This window comes from Streptomyces sp. Edi2, from assembly GCF_040253635.1.
Lineage (GTDB): Bacteria > Actinomycetota > Actinomycetes > Streptomycetales > Streptomycetaceae > Streptomyces.
The window spans coordinates 314,082-328,740 of sequence record NZ_JBEJGX010000001.1 but is presented as its reverse complement, the minus strand read 5'-3'; the positions used below and the strand labels follow the sequence as shown (position 1 = coordinate 328,740).

The 14,659-nt window shown below is 73.6% G+C and carries 16 protein-coding genes, 5 tRNA genes and 1 pseudogene; 4 read left to right on the top strand and 18 right to left on the bottom strand.

The genetic code is table 11. From position 1 onward, the window contains the following. Together ABR737_RS01795 and ABR737_RS01790 are read right to left on the bottom strand one after the other, a co-directional pair. Positions 1 to 479 (bottom strand): annotated as a pseudogene (locus ABR737_RS01795) (hypothetical protein); the annotation flags it as partial. A gap of 512 nt (positions 480 to 991) precedes the next feature. Beyond that, entirely contained in the window at positions 992 to 1,693 is a 702-nt protein-coding gene (locus tag ABR737_RS01790) for a hypothetical protein (RefSeq protein ID WP_350248381.1), read from the bottom strand. A 123-nt stretch (positions 1,694 to 1,816) separates the two neighbouring features. On the opposite strand from ABR737_RS01790, the gene ABR737_RS01785 reads away from it, so the two are divergent. From ABR737_RS01785 to ABR737_RS01770, 4 genes are all read left to right on the top strand, one after another. Next, positions 1,817 to 2,437, top strand: a complete 621-nt coding sequence (locus tag ABR737_RS01785; protein ID WP_350248380.1) for a hypothetical protein — start codon at positions 1,817 to 1,819, stop codon at positions 2,435 to 2,437. Positions 2,438 to 2,752: 315 nt separating this feature from the next. After that, a complete protein-coding gene (locus tag ABR737_RS01780) occupies positions 2,753 to 3,001 on the top strand; it encodes a hypothetical protein (protein WP_350248379.1) in 249 nt (82 codons plus the stop codon). A gap of 50 nt (positions 3,002 to 3,051) precedes the next feature. Beyond that, positions 3,052 to 3,366, top strand: a complete 315-nt coding sequence (locus ABR737_RS01775) for a hypothetical protein (protein WP_350248378.1) — start codon at positions 3,052 to 3,054, stop codon at positions 3,364 to 3,366. 94 nt (positions 3,367 to 3,460) lie between these two features. Continuing rightward, positions 3,461 to 4,048, top strand: coding sequence for a hypothetical protein (locus tag ABR737_RS01770; RefSeq protein ID WP_350248377.1), 588 nt, complete (start codon positions 3,461 to 3,463; stop codon positions 4,046 to 4,048). A 221-nt stretch (positions 4,049 to 4,269) separates the two neighbouring features. On the opposite strand, the gene ABR737_RS01765 is transcribed toward ABR737_RS01770, so the two are convergent. The 16 genes from ABR737_RS01765 to ABR737_RS01690 all read right to left on the bottom strand — a co-directional run bounded on the left by ABR737_RS01765 (position 4,270) and on the right by ABR737_RS01690 (position 14,531). After that, positions 4,270 to 4,473, bottom strand: coding sequence for a hypothetical protein (locus tag ABR737_RS01765; protein WP_350248376.1), 204 nt, complete (start codon positions 4,471 to 4,473; stop codon positions 4,270 to 4,272). 359 nt (positions 4,474 to 4,832) lie between these two features. Continuing rightward, the gene (locus ABR737_RS01760; protein WP_350248375.1) at positions 4,833 to 5,558 is read right to left on the bottom strand and encodes a transcriptional regulator; all 726 of its coding nucleotides are present in this window, start codon (positions 5,556 to 5,558) and stop codon (positions 4,833 to 4,835) included. Between the two features lie 707 nt (positions 5,559 to 6,265). Further along, positions 6,266 to 6,652 carry a hypothetical protein gene (locus ABR737_RS01755; RefSeq protein ID WP_350248040.1) on the bottom strand — a complete coding sequence of 129 codons (387 nt, stop codon included), beginning with the start codon at positions 6,650 to 6,652 and terminating at the stop codon, positions 6,266 to 6,268. A 250-nt stretch (positions 6,653 to 6,902) separates the two neighbouring features. Continuing rightward, positions 6,903 to 7,316 carry a hypothetical protein gene (locus tag ABR737_RS01750; RefSeq protein WP_350248042.1) on the bottom strand — a complete coding sequence of 138 codons (414 nt, stop codon included), beginning with the start codon at positions 7,314 to 7,316 and terminating at the stop codon, positions 6,903 to 6,905. A 15-nt stretch (positions 7,317 to 7,331) separates the two neighbouring features. Next, on the bottom strand, positions 7,332 to 7,793 hold the full coding sequence (locus ABR737_RS01745; RefSeq protein ID WP_350248043.1) for a hypothetical protein: 462 nt from the start codon (positions 7,791 to 7,793) through the stop codon (positions 7,332 to 7,334). A 203-nt stretch (positions 7,794 to 7,996) separates the two neighbouring features. Then, positions 7,997 to 8,071, bottom strand: a tRNA-OTHER gene (locus ABR737_RS01740). Positions 8,072 to 8,434: 363 nt separating this feature from the next. After that, a tRNA-His gene (locus ABR737_RS01735) sits at positions 8,435 to 8,509 on the bottom strand. 346 nt (positions 8,510 to 8,855) lie between these two features. Then, positions 8,856 to 9,365, bottom strand: a complete 510-nt coding sequence (locus ABR737_RS01730; RefSeq protein WP_350248044.1) for a hypothetical protein — start codon at positions 9,363 to 9,365, stop codon at positions 8,856 to 8,858. A gap of 891 nt (positions 9,366 to 10,256) precedes the next feature. Beyond that, a tRNA-Arg gene (locus ABR737_RS01725) sits at positions 10,257 to 10,328 on the bottom strand. Between the two features lie 26 nt (positions 10,329 to 10,354). Beyond that, positions 10,355 to 10,429, bottom strand: a tRNA-Glu gene (locus tag ABR737_RS01720). A 165-nt stretch (positions 10,430 to 10,594) separates the two neighbouring features. Continuing rightward, a tRNA-OTHER gene (locus tag ABR737_RS01715) sits at positions 10,595 to 10,663 on the bottom strand. A gap of 272 nt (positions 10,664 to 10,935) precedes the next feature. After that, positions 10,936 to 11,469 carry a hypothetical protein gene (locus ABR737_RS01710; protein ID WP_350248374.1) on the bottom strand — a complete coding sequence of 178 codons (534 nt, stop codon included), beginning with the start codon at positions 11,467 to 11,469 and terminating at the stop codon, positions 10,936 to 10,938. Beyond that, positions 11,459 to 11,947: a hypothetical protein gene (locus ABR737_RS01705; RefSeq protein ID WP_350248373.1), complete on the bottom strand. Its 489-nt coding sequence runs from the start codon at positions 11,945 to 11,947 to the stop codon at positions 11,459 to 11,461. The genes ABR737_RS01710 and ABR737_RS01705 overlap by 11 nt, the downstream gene beginning before the upstream one ends. A 466-nt stretch (positions 11,948 to 12,413) precedes the next feature. Then, positions 12,414 to 12,689: a hypothetical protein gene (locus tag ABR737_RS01700; protein WP_350248372.1), complete on the bottom strand. Its 276-nt coding sequence runs from the start codon at positions 12,687 to 12,689 to the stop codon at positions 12,414 to 12,416. 40 nt (positions 12,690 to 12,729) lie between these two features. Then, positions 12,730 to 13,989, bottom strand: coding sequence for a hypothetical protein (locus ABR737_RS01695; protein WP_350248371.1), 1,260 nt, complete (start codon positions 13,987 to 13,989; stop codon positions 12,730 to 12,732). Positions 13,990 to 14,018: 29 nt separating this feature from the next. After that, on the bottom strand, positions 14,019 to 14,531 hold the full coding sequence (locus tag ABR737_RS01690; RefSeq protein WP_350248370.1) for a hypothetical protein: 513 nt from the start codon (positions 14,529 to 14,531) through the stop codon (positions 14,019 to 14,021). Positions 14,532 to 14,659: the final 128 nt, after the last annotated feature.

Sequence of the window (14,659 nt, the reverse complement as noted above, 5' to 3'; positions counted from 1 at the left end):
TCGGCCGCCAGGCGCAGCACCCGGCTCCGGACCAGGACCGCCCCCTCCCCCACCCCGGTGCCGGCCCCGGTGCCGGCGGCGGCGTGCTCGTCGAGGACGGTGCGCACCAGCGCCGGCCCCATCAGCGCGGCATCACCGGCGGCCAGGTCCACCAGCGCGACCAGCGCGGCCGGGCCCCCGGCGGCAACGGTCAGGGCGTGCTCGGCCAGCCACGCGCCGGCCGTGGCGGGGGCGGCGACGGCCAGGTGTTCCAGGAACCCCGCGGCCGGCCATCGGCCGCCGGCCGCCGGGTCGGGGCGCAGCAGATGCGGAGCGTGCTCCTGGAGCAGGGGCAGCCAGGCCGCGGCCGGCCGGGAGCGGAAGAAGAACGCGGTCGCGCGCGGGTCCGCCCACCGGGCCACCTCCCGTACGTGACCGGGGCCCGGGCGCTCCAGCGCGGTCAGTTCAAGGACCCGCGCGGCGCGGCCGGGCAGCGGCACCAGCAACTCCCGCGCCGCGTCGAGGACCTCGGCGTACAGGCGGGCCGCACGGCCCGGGCGGCGGCCCGGCCGTGCGGCGGCCGCGTCCCGGTCCGGCCGGGCGCACCGGCGCCGGCGAGCAGGTCAGGACGTCGTCGTCGGGCATCAAGCCGGCCCGGCCAGCACAGCCGACGGCCGGGACGGCGCCAGCGGGGCAGGTGAGGTCAGCGCCGGTGCGCCACACCACGCTCAGCACGTCGAACAGCACCCGGACGGCGCCTCGTTCTATGCAAAGTAGAAATACCCAGCGGCGGCGGACCCCCTTGGCCGGCCGCGTCGCGCTCGCGCGGGCCGGAGGTGGTCGGGGTCCGGGTCGAGTCGGAGGAACAGACGGTGGATTACGGCGGGGGCGGGCGGTGTGCGGTGCCCACGGCGTACGCCCGGCGGTGAGCGGCGGGTCGAGAGGGAGAAAAACCCGCCTTCCGGCCGCCGGGAGCGTGCGGCGCTCCCGGCGGCCGGAAGGGGCGCGGGGGTCAGACCGTGGGGGTGTGCGCGGCGAGGGGCTCCGGGAGGTCCTTGGTGTACAGGCCCTCCAGGCCGGAGGGCGCGATCAGGCCCCAGGTGAAGGTGTCGGTGTCGGCGTAGAACCAGCCGCGCAGGCGGCTGGGGGCGTCGTGGGTGCGGATGACGCCTACCCCGTAGACCTCAAGAGTCCCGTCGGCGAGGCCGTCCTGCTGCTCCTTGGTGAGGTGGCCGACGGCGTAGAACTTATCGAATTCCTCGTCGGCGACGACTGCGAGGACGGGGCTGAAGTCGTCTTCGCCGCCGTCGTACACGCTGTTCATGCGCTCGCGGGCGAGAGCGGCCAGTGCTTCCGTGCGGGTGGGGCAGGTGGTCTCGTAGAGGACGCCGTCCTTGTGGCGGGGTTCCTCGTCCCTGTCGTACGTCCAGACCTCGACCTGGTGGTGGGCGTGGAGGCCGATGCCGTTGTGGCGCATGCGCAGGAAGCCGAAGGGCTTGCCGTCGACGACGACGGGGTGGCGCTCGGTGCAGAACTCGCAGGTGATGCCGACGTGGCGCAGGAAGCGCTGGAGGCGGGGGAAGCGCGCGAAGCGGGTGCCGCAGTTGCAGCAGGTGAACACCTTCCAGCTGGTGGGGTCGGCCGCCGAGTCGTGGTTGCAGCGGGGGCACGCGTAGGTCGCGCCGGTCTGCCAGTTGATCACGGTGTTGCCCATGGTCTTCCTCCTCTACTCGGGGGTTCCCCCGCCGTATTGTCTATCGAGACTGTACATGAATCACGGACCGATGTACAGTCTTAATAGACAACGCGATTCGCCCGCCTCTCCCGGGAGTACGACATGAACCCCGGCGCCCGCCCGGCCGTCTGGCGCTTCGCCGACCGCGACACCGTCCGCACCGCCGACGGCACGACCTGGCACCGGGGACTGCGCCGGCCCCGCTCCTGGGCCGCCCTCGGCAGTGACCTGCCCGAGCGCGACGACGAGGCGGTGCGCGCGCTGCTCGGCATCGACCCGCACGCCGTCTTCGCCCCCGCCGGGCCTGACGCCTACACGGCGCTGCCCGGCCACGTGCTGGATACGCCGCAGGCCCTGGCGCTGCTCGACGTCCGCCCCGCCACCGGCGCGACGCTCTACCGGCACTCGCTCGACCGCACCGGGGCCTTCCTCGGGAGCAACCCGGGCAGGCGCGGCGCCCCCGGTGCCGGGCCTGCGTCCCGCCGACGTCCGCACGTCCCTGCGGGGTACGGCGGCGCGGCACAGCCGCGCCCGGATCACCTTCGACCGCGCCCACGGCCGCCTCCACGCCCGGTACGCGATCGGCAGCACCCTGCACACCCATACCTACGCCCTGACCGCCCCCTTGCACCCCTGGGCCCAGGGCGGGCGGGACTTCGGGCCGCTCTCGCCCCTCTGTCTATTAAGACTTGCACTCGCGCCGCACTGGATGTACAGTCTTAATAGACAACAGGGCGGGCCGGAAGGCACGCGGACGTAAGGAGCGGCGCATGACGAACGACCTTGAGATCCTCGACGGCATCCTCGACGCACCCCTCCCCCCGTGCGACCTCGGGTACTACGGCTGCCAGGGCACGGCCGTCGAGCGCATCCCGCACCCGACCGGAGAGGCGCTGGGCGAGAAGGACTGGCCCGACGTCTGGGTCTGCGGGGGAGCTGCGAGCGGAACGCGGAACGCGACTCGTAGCCCCCGGCCCGGCGACACCGCCGGGCCCCCAGCACCCGCACCCGCACCCCTCGTCCTCAAGGAGAACCCTCATGCACCTGAGCTTCGCGGCCATGGCCCTGTACCTGTCGATGCACGACACCGGCGCCCTCGTCACGCCGTACGAGGTGCAGCAGATCCGCGCCGAGGCCGTGGCCCGCTGGGGGTACGACGGACTGCGCGCGGAGTGCGTCAAGCGGGCGCTGTTCTGCGCGGCCGCCGAGCCGGACGCCCACAGCGACCGGGGCGAATGGGCCCAGTCAGCCGCCGCGTTCGTCGAGGAGCCCTACGAGACGCCCTGAACGCCCGTACGAGGACCCGCCCGCCATCACCCAGGAAGAAGGACCCGACCATGGCCACCGCCTCCTACTCCAGCGTCCGGTACCACCTCGGCAAGGTCTTCGACCTGAGCCGGACGGCCACCGGCCGCCGCTCGGGCCAGCGCTGGTCCGAAGGCGCCCAGGTCCGCACCTCGCACACGCACGGCGTGATCGTCGACTACCTGGAGAGCCACGCCGCATGGGGCTCGGACGGCTCGCTCCGGAAGAAGAAGCTCGACGCCGTCCGCGAGCACCTGGAGCAGCGCTTCACCGTGCGGGACCACCCCGCCCAGGACGGACGCCTCATCGTCTCCGGCCCCGCGCCCGCAGGCGGCACACCGAAGTGACGCCTCCCGCCGGGGCCCCGGGCACCCGGCTCCGCGCCGGACCGCCGTCATACCCTCGGCCGTGATTGCTATAAGAGACAGGATGGCATTGAGCATGAGCACACCCGACCAGCCGGACATCGACCTGGCCCGCCGCCAGGAGCCCCTGAGCCTGACCGACATCGGCCGGGCGTTCGGGCTCTCCTCACGCAGCACCGTGTACCGGTGGCACAAGCCGCCGCGCCAGAGCGCGATGAACGGCAAGCCGCCCGCCACCAAGCCCGCGCTGCACGCCGTGGCCGAGGCCCTCGGCACCCCCCTGGACCCGGCCCTGGCGGCCAGTACCCGGCCGCGCTTCCCGGTCGACGTCGTCCTCGCCCTGGGCAAGGCACTGGGCTACCTCGACGCCGACGGGCGCATCGTCGAAGAGCTCCGCGCCAAGGGACGCGGGCGCTGGCTCCCCGCCGCCCCCACCACCGACCCCGCCACCAGGAACCGGCGCGTCTACACCAACCACCTCGCCACCGCCCTCGGCGTCACCAACGAGAACATCGAACGGGGCCTGACCCGGGGCACGCTCACCGCACCGGACGGCACCGACGAACTCGACCGCAACTTCTGGTGGACCCCGACCGCCAACACCATCCTCATCGACCACGCCCAGCGACGGAACCAGAAGCCGGACACCACGAAGTTCTTCTGACCCCCCCGCGAACCCCACACCGGACGAGGAGCCATCACGGACAACGACAACCGCTACCAGGCCAAGGTCACCGGCCTGGACGCAGGCACATGGACGTCCCGGCCCTTCAACAACCCCTACCTGGCCGCCGGGCACCTGGGCGCGGAACTCACCGCGGCCGGCTACGACGCAGAGAAGGGCTGGGCGATCCGCCTCGCCGAGATCCAGCACCACAACCGCCGCTACGAGGTACTGGAGACGCACAGCACCCCCTGACCGGCGCACCGGGCCCGAGCGCCCGACTCCTCGGCGAGGCGAGCGGCGAAGACCGCGTTGCCGACGTACGGGGCGACGGCGACCAGGGGCCGCAGCCCGGCCGGATCGAGTGCTTCGGCCTCCCACTGCACAGGATTGTCCGCATCGAGCCGGGACCTGCGGGCGACCACCCAGCCCGCCTTCCCCCAGGCCCACAGGCGCAACGGCGAAGGAGGATTCGGGCTCGCAACACCTTCCGGGCGCACCGCGGGCTGCGGGCGCAGCAGCCCGGCTGGGCGCCGGCCGTCCGTCCAGGGTGTCTCGGGTGCCGGCCTCCGGCCGTACGGCGCCTGTCACGCCCGCCGACGTCGAAAAGCACAGGTCACCAGGGGGACACCACGGGGTGACACCGAGCAGGCCCGACGAGGTTCTGTGGGCCCGTTCTGGATGCGGCTGGACGGAAATGGACACTTCTGGACGCCGGCGGGGGCCGGGTGCCGCGGGGCCGGCGCCGCGGGCGGGTCACGACGGGCGGGACGGCCCGGGGCGATCAGGTGGTCAGGCGTAGGGGTGGGGCGGTGCGGCGGGCGAAGGCCCTCACGCCGGGCAGGTCCGGCCGGCGGGCGGCGACGTCGGCGGTCAGCGCGCGTACCGAGGGACGGCGTGCCTCCTGCGGCGCGGCCCGTTCCACCCGCTGCAGCTGGTCGAACGCGGCCGGCACGTCACCGGCGGCCAGGAGCGCGCGGGCCGTGTCGGTGGCCGCGCGGGCCCGGCGCTCCGGCGTGGGCAGTACGGCGGGATCCAGGCGCACCGCGTACGCGAGGGCCTTGTCGACGTCGCCGAGCTCCCGGTGGATCCCGACCCGGTACAAGACGCACTGCGCCGGCGACAGCTCGCCCGCGGGCACCCGGGCCCCGGCCACGGCGTGGGTGAGGCGCGCCGTGCTCTGCTCGGCCCGGTCGGCGAACTCCCCCGCCATGGACGGCATACGGGCCTGCGCGGCGGTGTAGGCGGCGGACAGGGCCACCATCCCCGACACGTCCAGCACGGCCAGGCCCGGCCGGCGGACGGCGTCCAGCTGGTCGTGGGCCTGCGCCAGGAGCTGCAGGGCCTGGCCGGCGCGGCCCGTACGGCGCAGCGGCGTGGCGGCTGCCCGTGCCGCGGCCGCGAGGAACACCGGGTCGCCCGACCGGGCGGCCGCCGCTGCGGCCCGAGCCGCGAACGCGCCCGCCTCCTCCAGGGCGGCGTTCTTGACCGCCAGCTGGGAAGCGAGCACCCACACCCGCGCGGCGTGGCCAGCGCCACCCGGTCCCGTTTCCTCGGCCTCGTCCGCGCGGGCCCGCCGTCCCGCTCCACGGCCGGCGCCCGCGTGCCGCCCGCGGCTCCTGGCCGCGGACGGCGTAGTACCGGGCGAGGCCGGCGCCGGGACCGGCCGTGGCGGGCGACGGCGCAGCGCGGGCTGGAGGCGCCGGCTCCCGGAGCGCGGGCGAGCAGTGGCTGTTACGGGCGGGCGACGGCAGAGTGGAGGCCGCGGGAACGCGGCCCGGGGCGGACGCGGGATGGGCCGGGGCGACCGGCCGAAGACGACGCGGTGCTGCGCGGGCGGGTTCAGGGGCGCCCGCCGAGAGTGGGCAGGCCGAGGTGGCCCGCACGCTTCGGCCGCGGCGGGCGGCACGGCCGTCCTTGAGGAGTTGGCGGGCCCGCGCGCGCCACGCCTGCGCCTCCTCGGGGCGGCCGGCCTCACGGTGCAGCGCGGCGACGCGCAGCATGGCGGCGCGGGTCCGGGCGGCCAGGACGTCGGCCACGGGCGCCAGGGGGCCCTGCACCTGGATCGCGCCCAGGGCGCCCCGCAGGCACAGCACGAGCCGGCCGTCCGGCTCGTGCTCGGCGAGGTCGCGCACGTAGACCCGGGCCCGGCTCAGGCTCAGGCTCCCCGGTACGGCGGGCGCCGGCCCGGGGCGAGCGTGCCGGGGCCGGGGCTCGTCAGTACGTGCTGGACGGCGCCTGCGATGAGGAGCAGGCGCGTTCCAGTTCGGCGACCAGGTTCGCTCCGGTATCGCGGACAGCGGTGAGGGCGTGCCAGACGGCGTCGGCCACCGTGCGCTTGGGCAGCGAGGGCAGGTAGAAGGCGACTTCCTCGACCAGCGAACAGAGGCGCGGCCCGCAGTCGGGCAGATCGAGTGTGATCAGGGCCTCGTGCGCGTTCAACGGCCAGATGGCCAGCGGCTGCGCCCAGACGACGCCCGCGTTGTGGGCCATGCTGAGGAGACCATCAATGTCGTGCCAGTCGAACTCCGGCCCCTCGTCGTGCGGGTCGGCATCGGGGTCCCATTCGGCGAGCGTGTCCAGCAGCCATCCAACGTGAGGCATGGTCCTCCAAGGGGTGAGGGAAACGTGCGGGAGGCAGGATGTCGGCGGGCGAAGGCGGCGACGCCGGCGGGCGGCGACGCCGGCGGGCGGCGACCTCGGCCGTTCGGCCGGTGCGGCGCAGCGGGGTCGTGGCCGTGCGGGCCGCTGTGGCGGGCACCGCCGGGTCGCCGGAGCGACGGGCCTCATCCCGGCGCTCTCTCGCGTAGGCGTAGGCGGCCCCGGTGCGGCCGCGAGCGGTCCCCGCTGTATGTCAGCCGGCCGTGGTGGTACGCGGTGCCGGGGGGTTGGCGCTCACAAACTGGAGGAACCAGTCGGGGACCTGTCCCCGACTGGCGTGGTGGTGCGTCCAGATCTCCCGGACGGGCAGGCGACCGAGGCCCTCGTCGGGCAGGACCACATGGCCGGTCACCTCGATGCTGTTCCATCGGGGCGTGGCGTCGCCGTTCTGGAACCAGCGGACGCGCAGCCTGACGGGTCGGACGGTCTCGCCGTCCTCGACGGTGAAGTCCGGACCGCACTGCCCCTGCCATAGCCGCTCGTACGTACGCTGCGGCAGCTTCGCCGTCATCGCGTCGTCGTACTGCACCACCTCGTCGAACCGCTCCACACGCAGCGAAGGCGTGAACTGGGCGAGTACGGAAGGCTGGTCGGTCGGTTGCTGCATGTGCTGCTTCCTTGTCTATGACGAGGCGGTCGGCCGCCCGGCGGGTACCGCTGGCGGGGCCGGAAACGATGTCTTGGCCGTCAGGCCACCTCCCCCGTCCCCATTACTCACGCGGGAGACAGGAACGTAGGCGGTTACGTGGGTCCATCCCCGCTCTACGGCAAGGGCGGTCCGGTGTGCGCCGTCGCGCAGGCCCTCACCGGGCAGGACCACCACCGGCGGCACTTCGTGCCCGCCGGCGTCGAGCCCAGCTTCCAGGGGCGTAAACCGGTCTTCGGCATCGTTGGCTTCCAGCTCCTCCCGCGCGTAAAGGAGGCCGATCTCGTCGATCGGCACTCTCGCCCGGGTCAGTTCGGCGCCGAGGTCGTCGTCCCCGTACAAGTCGAATCCGATGAGGTCGGCGGCCTCGCCGAGGGTGAGTGTCGTCCGCCAGGCTGCGCCCCACGTTGGCAGCTCAGCGGCGTGGATGGTCTTCACACGTCGCCCCCTTCTGGTGTGGTGTCTACGCGGAGCATCTGCTCGGTACGCGGTGTGGGGCCGCGCGGGTCGCCTATCCGTCCCGACGGGGCCGGGCCACCACTCGTGGGGAAGCGGTGAGTTGAGTGTTCCTGCGAGGCGGCGCGTTCGCGCTGTCGAGGCCGGAGTGCCAAGCGAGCGCGCGTGTGGTGCGCGTTGGTGCGTACCCTCGGCGGGATTCGAACCCGCGGTCTCCCCCTTGAGAGGGGGCGAGATTAGCCGGACTACTCCACAAGGGCGTGGTTTCCCGCCGTCGGCCGGGGACCGGATCAGATGGGGCCCGCGAACGGGCTTGCTCGTCACCTTCCCCGGCCGGGGCGGGGCCGCCGTCGGCTCCTCCCCGGGAGCCTTCGGCGACGCGTGCCAGCGGACCGGATCCGCCGGGGGAAGCATCACCTTCCCGCTGACACGTCGTGAACTCTGCGGGTACTGCTCCCGCTCTTCCCCCACACGGGGGCGTGCTGCTGACACCACGAGTCCCAGAGGGCGCGCTTTCCCTCCTTCAACCCGCACCGGGGATCAACCGGGCAGGTTCGCTCTGTGTGCTGGTACGCGCCCTCTCAACGGGGACGTCGCCTCTGGAGGGGCGCACACCAACACATCGCGATCCGAGGGGATTTGAACCCCTGCCTTCCCCCACACGGGAGACGCTCTACCGGGCTGAGCTACGGACCTGCCAGACGGAAGCGAATCGGCCGCTCCCCACCGTCTGACGAAGGAAGGGGTCGATCGCCCCCTTCCGACATTCAAAAGAATATCCCACAACCGCGCCTCACGTCAAATCTTAATTGTCATCGGGGCGGACTCTGCGCCTCGCGGTTCGACAACGCCGCGGGCGGGGCCGACTGACGGGCGGCAGGGTGGCGGCGGGGGCGTTGCGGGTGGAGTCGCACGAGGTGGCCCGGCTCCGGCGCGGCATGACCCGGTCAGCCCCCGACCCTGCTCGACCCTGCGACGTCTGTGTCTTCCCCGGCGGCCGGGCTGGTCCCGCCGCCACCAGGTCAGCAGCGTACGGCGGCCGGCTCAGGGGTGCCGGCCGAGGGTGGGCAGTCCGGCCGAGGCGGCCCGCACGCTCCGGCCGCGGCGAGCGGCCCGGCCGTCCTTCAGGATCCCGCGGGCCCGCCCCCGCCACACCTGCGCATCCTCGACGCGGCCGGCCTCGCGGTGCACCGCGGCGACGCGCAGCACAGCGGCGCGGGCCCGGGCTGCCAGGAGCTCGGCGACGGGAGCCAGGGGGCCTTCGACCCGTACGGCCCCGGCAGCGCCTCGCAGGCACAGCACCAGGCGCCGCTCCGGCTCGGCGGCGCCGAAGTCCTGCACGTACACCCGGGCCCGGCTGCGGCCGGTGGCGATCTCAGCGAGACGCTCCAACTCCGGCCACGTACAGGGCAGCAGGACATCCTCCAGCACCGTGCGCGGAGCCGGCCGCCACGACGCCGCCCGCGGGCCGCAGTCTCCGCGGCGTACCCGTACGCCGATCACCGGCCAGGGCGCGCCGGTCAGCGCCGGATGCCGCAACTCGTCCTGACCCACCTGTTCCTCCGTACCGGTCGGGGTCGCCTCACCGCAGTATCACCGCCCGGCCCGCCCAGCGGCCGGGGTGACGAACACCCGCCAGCCAGAGGGCGGAAGCAGGGTGTTGCCCGCTCCCCCGCAACACCCGGCCAGCCAACGGCGTCAACACGGGCCGGCGTCAACCGCGCACCGCGAGCGCGGGGCACTCGGACCACATCGCCGGCAGGTCGGCAACGGCACGGGCCGAGCGGCCGGCGGGAGGCCCTGGGACCGGAGCTCTCAGACGGCAGCAGCCGGGCGGGGAGCAACACCGCACGGTCACCGCGGCGTTGCCGGGCATGGAGCAGCACACCAAGCAGGCCGCCGCGGGCATGGCGGCGCACACCCTCGTCGAGCCGCCTCCGCCGCGGCCCTGTGCCGTGCGAGTGAATCCCACGCGTCACATCGCATGGGGGCGCTACCGTGGGCAGCGCCCCTCTCCATGTGGGAGGCATGCCGAAGCCCCTTCCGCGCGGCCGCGCCGCGCCGGTCGATGGGTGGAGGAGGGGTCCGGCAGCGCCATCCCGGCCAAGGGAAGAGGGCGCTGCCGGACCGTTTCATGAGGTCAGGAGACCCAGCGCCCCTGAGCTTGGCTGTCAGGGCGGCAATACCGCGGAGGTGTTCGTGCAGCTCCAGCACTTCGTCCCTGCTCAGTCAGACCAGATCTGCGAACAACACGGGCCGGGGCGGGCGGCAATCAGCTCCAGCAGACGGGGCGCCGCGGCCGGCGCCGGCCGCCGGCGTCGAGGGCGGGGTGGGCCGCCGCGGGTCGCCTAGGAAGTCCGCGTCAGCCAGCAGGCGTGGGCAGGTTCTCGGCGGTGCCGGGCGCAGGCATGCGAACGGCCCCGGGGCGTACCCGGGGCCGTGGTGTGCTCCTACGAGGATTCGAACCTCGATCTCCGGATCCGTAGTCCGGTGTCCTCTCCGTTGAACGACAGGAGCCAGCACGCGCGTTGCGCGGTAATGCGTACCCTCGGCGGATTCGAACTCGCGGTCTCCCCGCTGAGAACGGGGTGAGATGAGCCGGACTACTCCACGAGGGCATGTCCTGCCTCGGTCGGGGACCGGATCAGGTAGGGCCCGCGAAGGGCTTGCCCATCACCTTCCCCTACCCGAGGCAGGTCCGCCGTTGGCTCCTCCCCAGGAGCCGCAGGCGAAGCGTGCCAGCAGGCCCGGTTCCGGGAAGCATCACCTTCCCGCTAGCACGTCGTGAACGGACGGGACTCGAACCCGTATCCAGCCCCGCAGGGCTGCTCTGACCATTGAGCTACCGTCCCAGAGGGAGCGTCCTCCCCCCTTCAACCTGACCGGGGATCAATCAGCCAGGCCCGAACAACGTGCCGGTGCGTGCCCTCTCAACGGGGACTGCGCCTCTGGAGGGGCACACACCAACACTTCGCGACCCGGAGGGAGTCGAACCCCCAGCCCGGGTACCCCCCGGGCCAGCTCCACAGCTGCGAGCCTGCCTGACGGCACAGACCGGCCGATCCCTCCCGTCAGGCGCCAACGGGATCGATCGCCCCCGTTGACATACACAACTCTACTCACATCAAGGCTTGAAGTCAAATCTTAAGCGCCACATCGATGGAGGGCGGCGGGGACCGGACTGACCGGGAAGACACCGGGCGGCACACGACGAGCAGACGCCGGGGCAGCCCAGCGGCGGGCGGGCGCAGGCATGACCGCCAGCGCCCCAGAACACGGCCTGGTCGGCGAACACCACTGCGGTGGAAGGCTGTTGGCCGGCGGCGGAGGCGGGCAGGGAGCGGCGCAGCGTGAGGGCGGCGAGGGCCGCCGGGACCGGGCCGGTCGGGAAGGTGTCGGGGTGGCGCGCGGCGAGGGCGGTGGCGGCGAGGTAGAACGCGCCGAGCTCCGGCAGAGCCAGGGTGGCGAGGACCCCGGGGACGTCGGCGGTCCAGGCAGCCGGGTCGGCCTCCACGAGGCGGTGCAGCACGGTGGCGTAGCCGTCGGCGCCTGCATCCTCGGCGCCGGCCAAGGCGGCGGCCGCCGCGCGCGGGCCGGCCGCGGCGGCCAGCCGGGCGAGGTCCTGCTCCTCCAGCGCGACGGTGTACTTAACCGGCACTGCGTGCTCGGGGGCGCGCGGGTCGGGCGGGCCGGCCGGCCGGCTTCACGCGGCGCAGCGCGGCCAGCAGCGGGGCGAAGCCGGCCAGCAGCGGCGCCTGCAGGACCGGTGACCAGTCCCACACCCGCAGCCAGGAGGCGAGCGGCTCCGCCGCGCCGTCGGCCTGGTCGGCGCCGGCGGGCAGGGCCTTGTCGATGTCGGCTGCGGAGGGGACCGGGCCGAGCGCCGCGCGCGCCCGCTGTTCCAGGTCGGCGGCCCGCTCGGGTGGGCAGTCCTCAAGCACCAGGGCGGCCAGCCGGGCGCCTTCCGCCGGCGGGCGGTCGGCCAGCAGCCGCACGGTGACCTCGACCGCCCGGTCCCACCACTCCCCCGCGCCCGCGGCCGCGGTGTCGGTGCCGGCGGCGGGTGGGTGCGCGGCCAGGTGGGCGGCGAGCAGCCAGTCGTGCAGGTGCGCATCCGCGGCGTCGATCGCGGCCACGCCCGCATCCGCTCGACCAGGGGGACACCGGCCGCGGCGACCGTCGCTGCGAGGTCGAGGACCGCCCGGGCCAGGAGCGGGCCCAGGAAGGGCAACACCGGATCGCGGAGGCGGACCTCGTCCAGGTCGACGTCGAAGACCAGGTGCCCGGCCGTCGGGGAGGACGCTTCGACGTCGCGGCGCAGCAGGCCCGCCAGCGCGTACCGGACCGCGCGGGCCCAGCGGAACAGCCCGCCGCCGGCGCCGTGGACGGTCGCTACCAGCTCGCACAGCAGGCCCGCGACGTCGTGGTCGGGCAGGCGGGCGGCCCACTCCCGCTTGATCGTCTCCTCCAGCTCCAGATCGGCGAACGCCTCCTGGCGGGCGGCGCTGGCCGGTGCCCGCTCCTGGTCGGCGTGCGCGCGCTGCAGCACGGCCTTGAGGGCCAGGTAGCCGGCGTACTCGATGTCCACCGCGTCCTGTCCAACTACGCGAGCTCGCGGTCCAGTACGGCTTGGTACTTCGGCCGGTATGCCTCGCACTCCGGGCACGTCACGGCCATGTCCTCGGGCAAGGCGCCCTGCTCTGCAGAGCGACCGCACAAAGCCAGGCCAGTGGCCCACTCCTCGACCCGCGGCAACCACTGGCACAAGGACAGGTGCACCAGGTCCGGCTCGCCGGGCAGCTCCAGTCGGGCCACCGGCACCAGGTAGCGGCGGGACGTGTCCCGCTTGGTCGCTTCGGCTTCTCCTTCATCGGTCACGGGGAACTCCTTGTCGGTCAGGGGCGAGCGTGCGCGCAGCTCAGCTGGGGCACATCGCGTCGAACGGTGCGGCCGGTCCCCCGGTGGCGTCGTCCGCATACGCGGTGGCGTACGACGGCTCGCCCGGGTTGTCGGCCCACGCCACGACACGGCGCGCACACTCACGCCACCCCGGTGCAGCCTTCACCCGGTCACCCCACCGGCTACGGCCCTGCGCGCACACCGTGCACAGCAACCGGCCGTGGACCTCCCACACCTCCGGATCGGTGGTGAAGCACACCGGGCAGCACCCCTCCGACCAGGCCGGCGGGTGGCACGGCTTCATCACCAGGGCCGTGATGATGATGTGGCCGCAGTACGCGCACTCGATGCCGTAGAGCGCGTTCCGGTCGCAGCGGGGGCAGTGCTTACCGGCCGGAACCTCCGCCGGAGTGTCGGCGTCCACGGCCGTCGACGTCGGGGCGAGCTCGGCGAGGACGTCGTGCACCGCCGGGAGATCGGCAGGCTCGACAACCCGCACGTAGCCGCCCTCCGACTCCCATCCCTCGACCGGGTCGCCGGCCGTGGTCACCACATCGAACAGGCCGTCGGACGCGCACCATGGGGCGATCACCTCGACATCGGCGTTCCCGCGCGCGGTGGCCACGAACGCATGCGCGTGCTTTCGGCCGTGGACGAGCGGCAGGCACACCGCCTCGTCACGCCGTGCCCGACGACCGTCGACCGTGGCCACCACGACCGCCGAGGTTTCGCCCCGGCTGCCGTTCCAGTTCCCGGACCGCACTCGGTTCGCCCACACCTGGCCGGTGTACGCGACCCCGGCCACGGTCCAGGCCAGCATCACGCCCGGGGCGTATCCGACCGGTCGGAATTCTTTGAATTCCTGCGGCTCGCCCGGCCACATGTCCAGCAGTCGCTCGCTCCACTCCGGCGTACCTGCACCGCGCTTGGCCACTTCCCCGGCCAACTCCCGCGCCAGCGCCGCGAAACCATCCCTTGTCCCCTGGTGCGCGTCGTCCGGCACTGTGGGCAGCGTGTACGCCATGCGGCCGTCCGCCGACTCGATCCGCATCCGGGTGCCGTCCCCGGTCACGTACGCGCGCCCGGAGCCGTGCGTGCCGATCAACCGGCGCGCATTGTCCGGGGTGCCCTCCGGCACGGTCTCCGGCATCTGCACCTTTGCCTCGACCGGGGTATCGAGGGCTGGAGCCTCCGGGATGCGCCGGTCCGGCCCCTCGGTGCGGGCGCTCAACTGCTCCGGGAGCGGTTCGGGGGCGGTCGTCACAGCCTGGATCGTCACAGGGGCTCCTCGCGGCGAATTCGTAACCGTCATGCCTGCTCACCCGCGGAGCTGGCGGGGCGGAAGAGGACACGGTCCCAGGCGGGGTTCCAGCCGGTGCAGTGCGTGGTGTCCTGCCCGTCCCGGTCGTAGCGGACCGTGATCTGCCAGGTCGGCCAGCTCGTGCGGGGACCGCGGTCGACGGCGAGAACCACGTACGCACCGGCGATATGGCCGTGGTCGTAAAGGCCGCCGACGACGCGGGGCCCGACCTGCATCGTGACCCACTCCTCGTGGGTCATCTCGAAGCCCTTGTCGCGGTCCCCGAGAAGCTCGGCGGGCATGGTGTTGCCGCACTCGCCGCACTCGCCGCGGCCCCAGGTGCTAACGGTCCCGCAGGCCGCGCACGTCCACGACGGGCGCTGGCAGAAGTGACAGGCGTCGTACGACGGCGGGTTGTCCTCCCCGCAAATGCAGCCCCAGGCGGTGCCCGCCCGCTTGGCAGCCGCGAGATCGCTCTCGTACGTCCCGGCGCTGCCCGACTGGCCCATGCTCTGGCTCAACTCGCGCTCCTCAGCGTCTCTCGTGCGCCGCCGAGCACGGCGTCGCTGTCGGTAGTGATCATCAGTGGCTCCCGATCGGCCCGGCTTCCGGCTGAGTTGCCGCCGGCGGCCGCTCGAAGTGCGTGGGC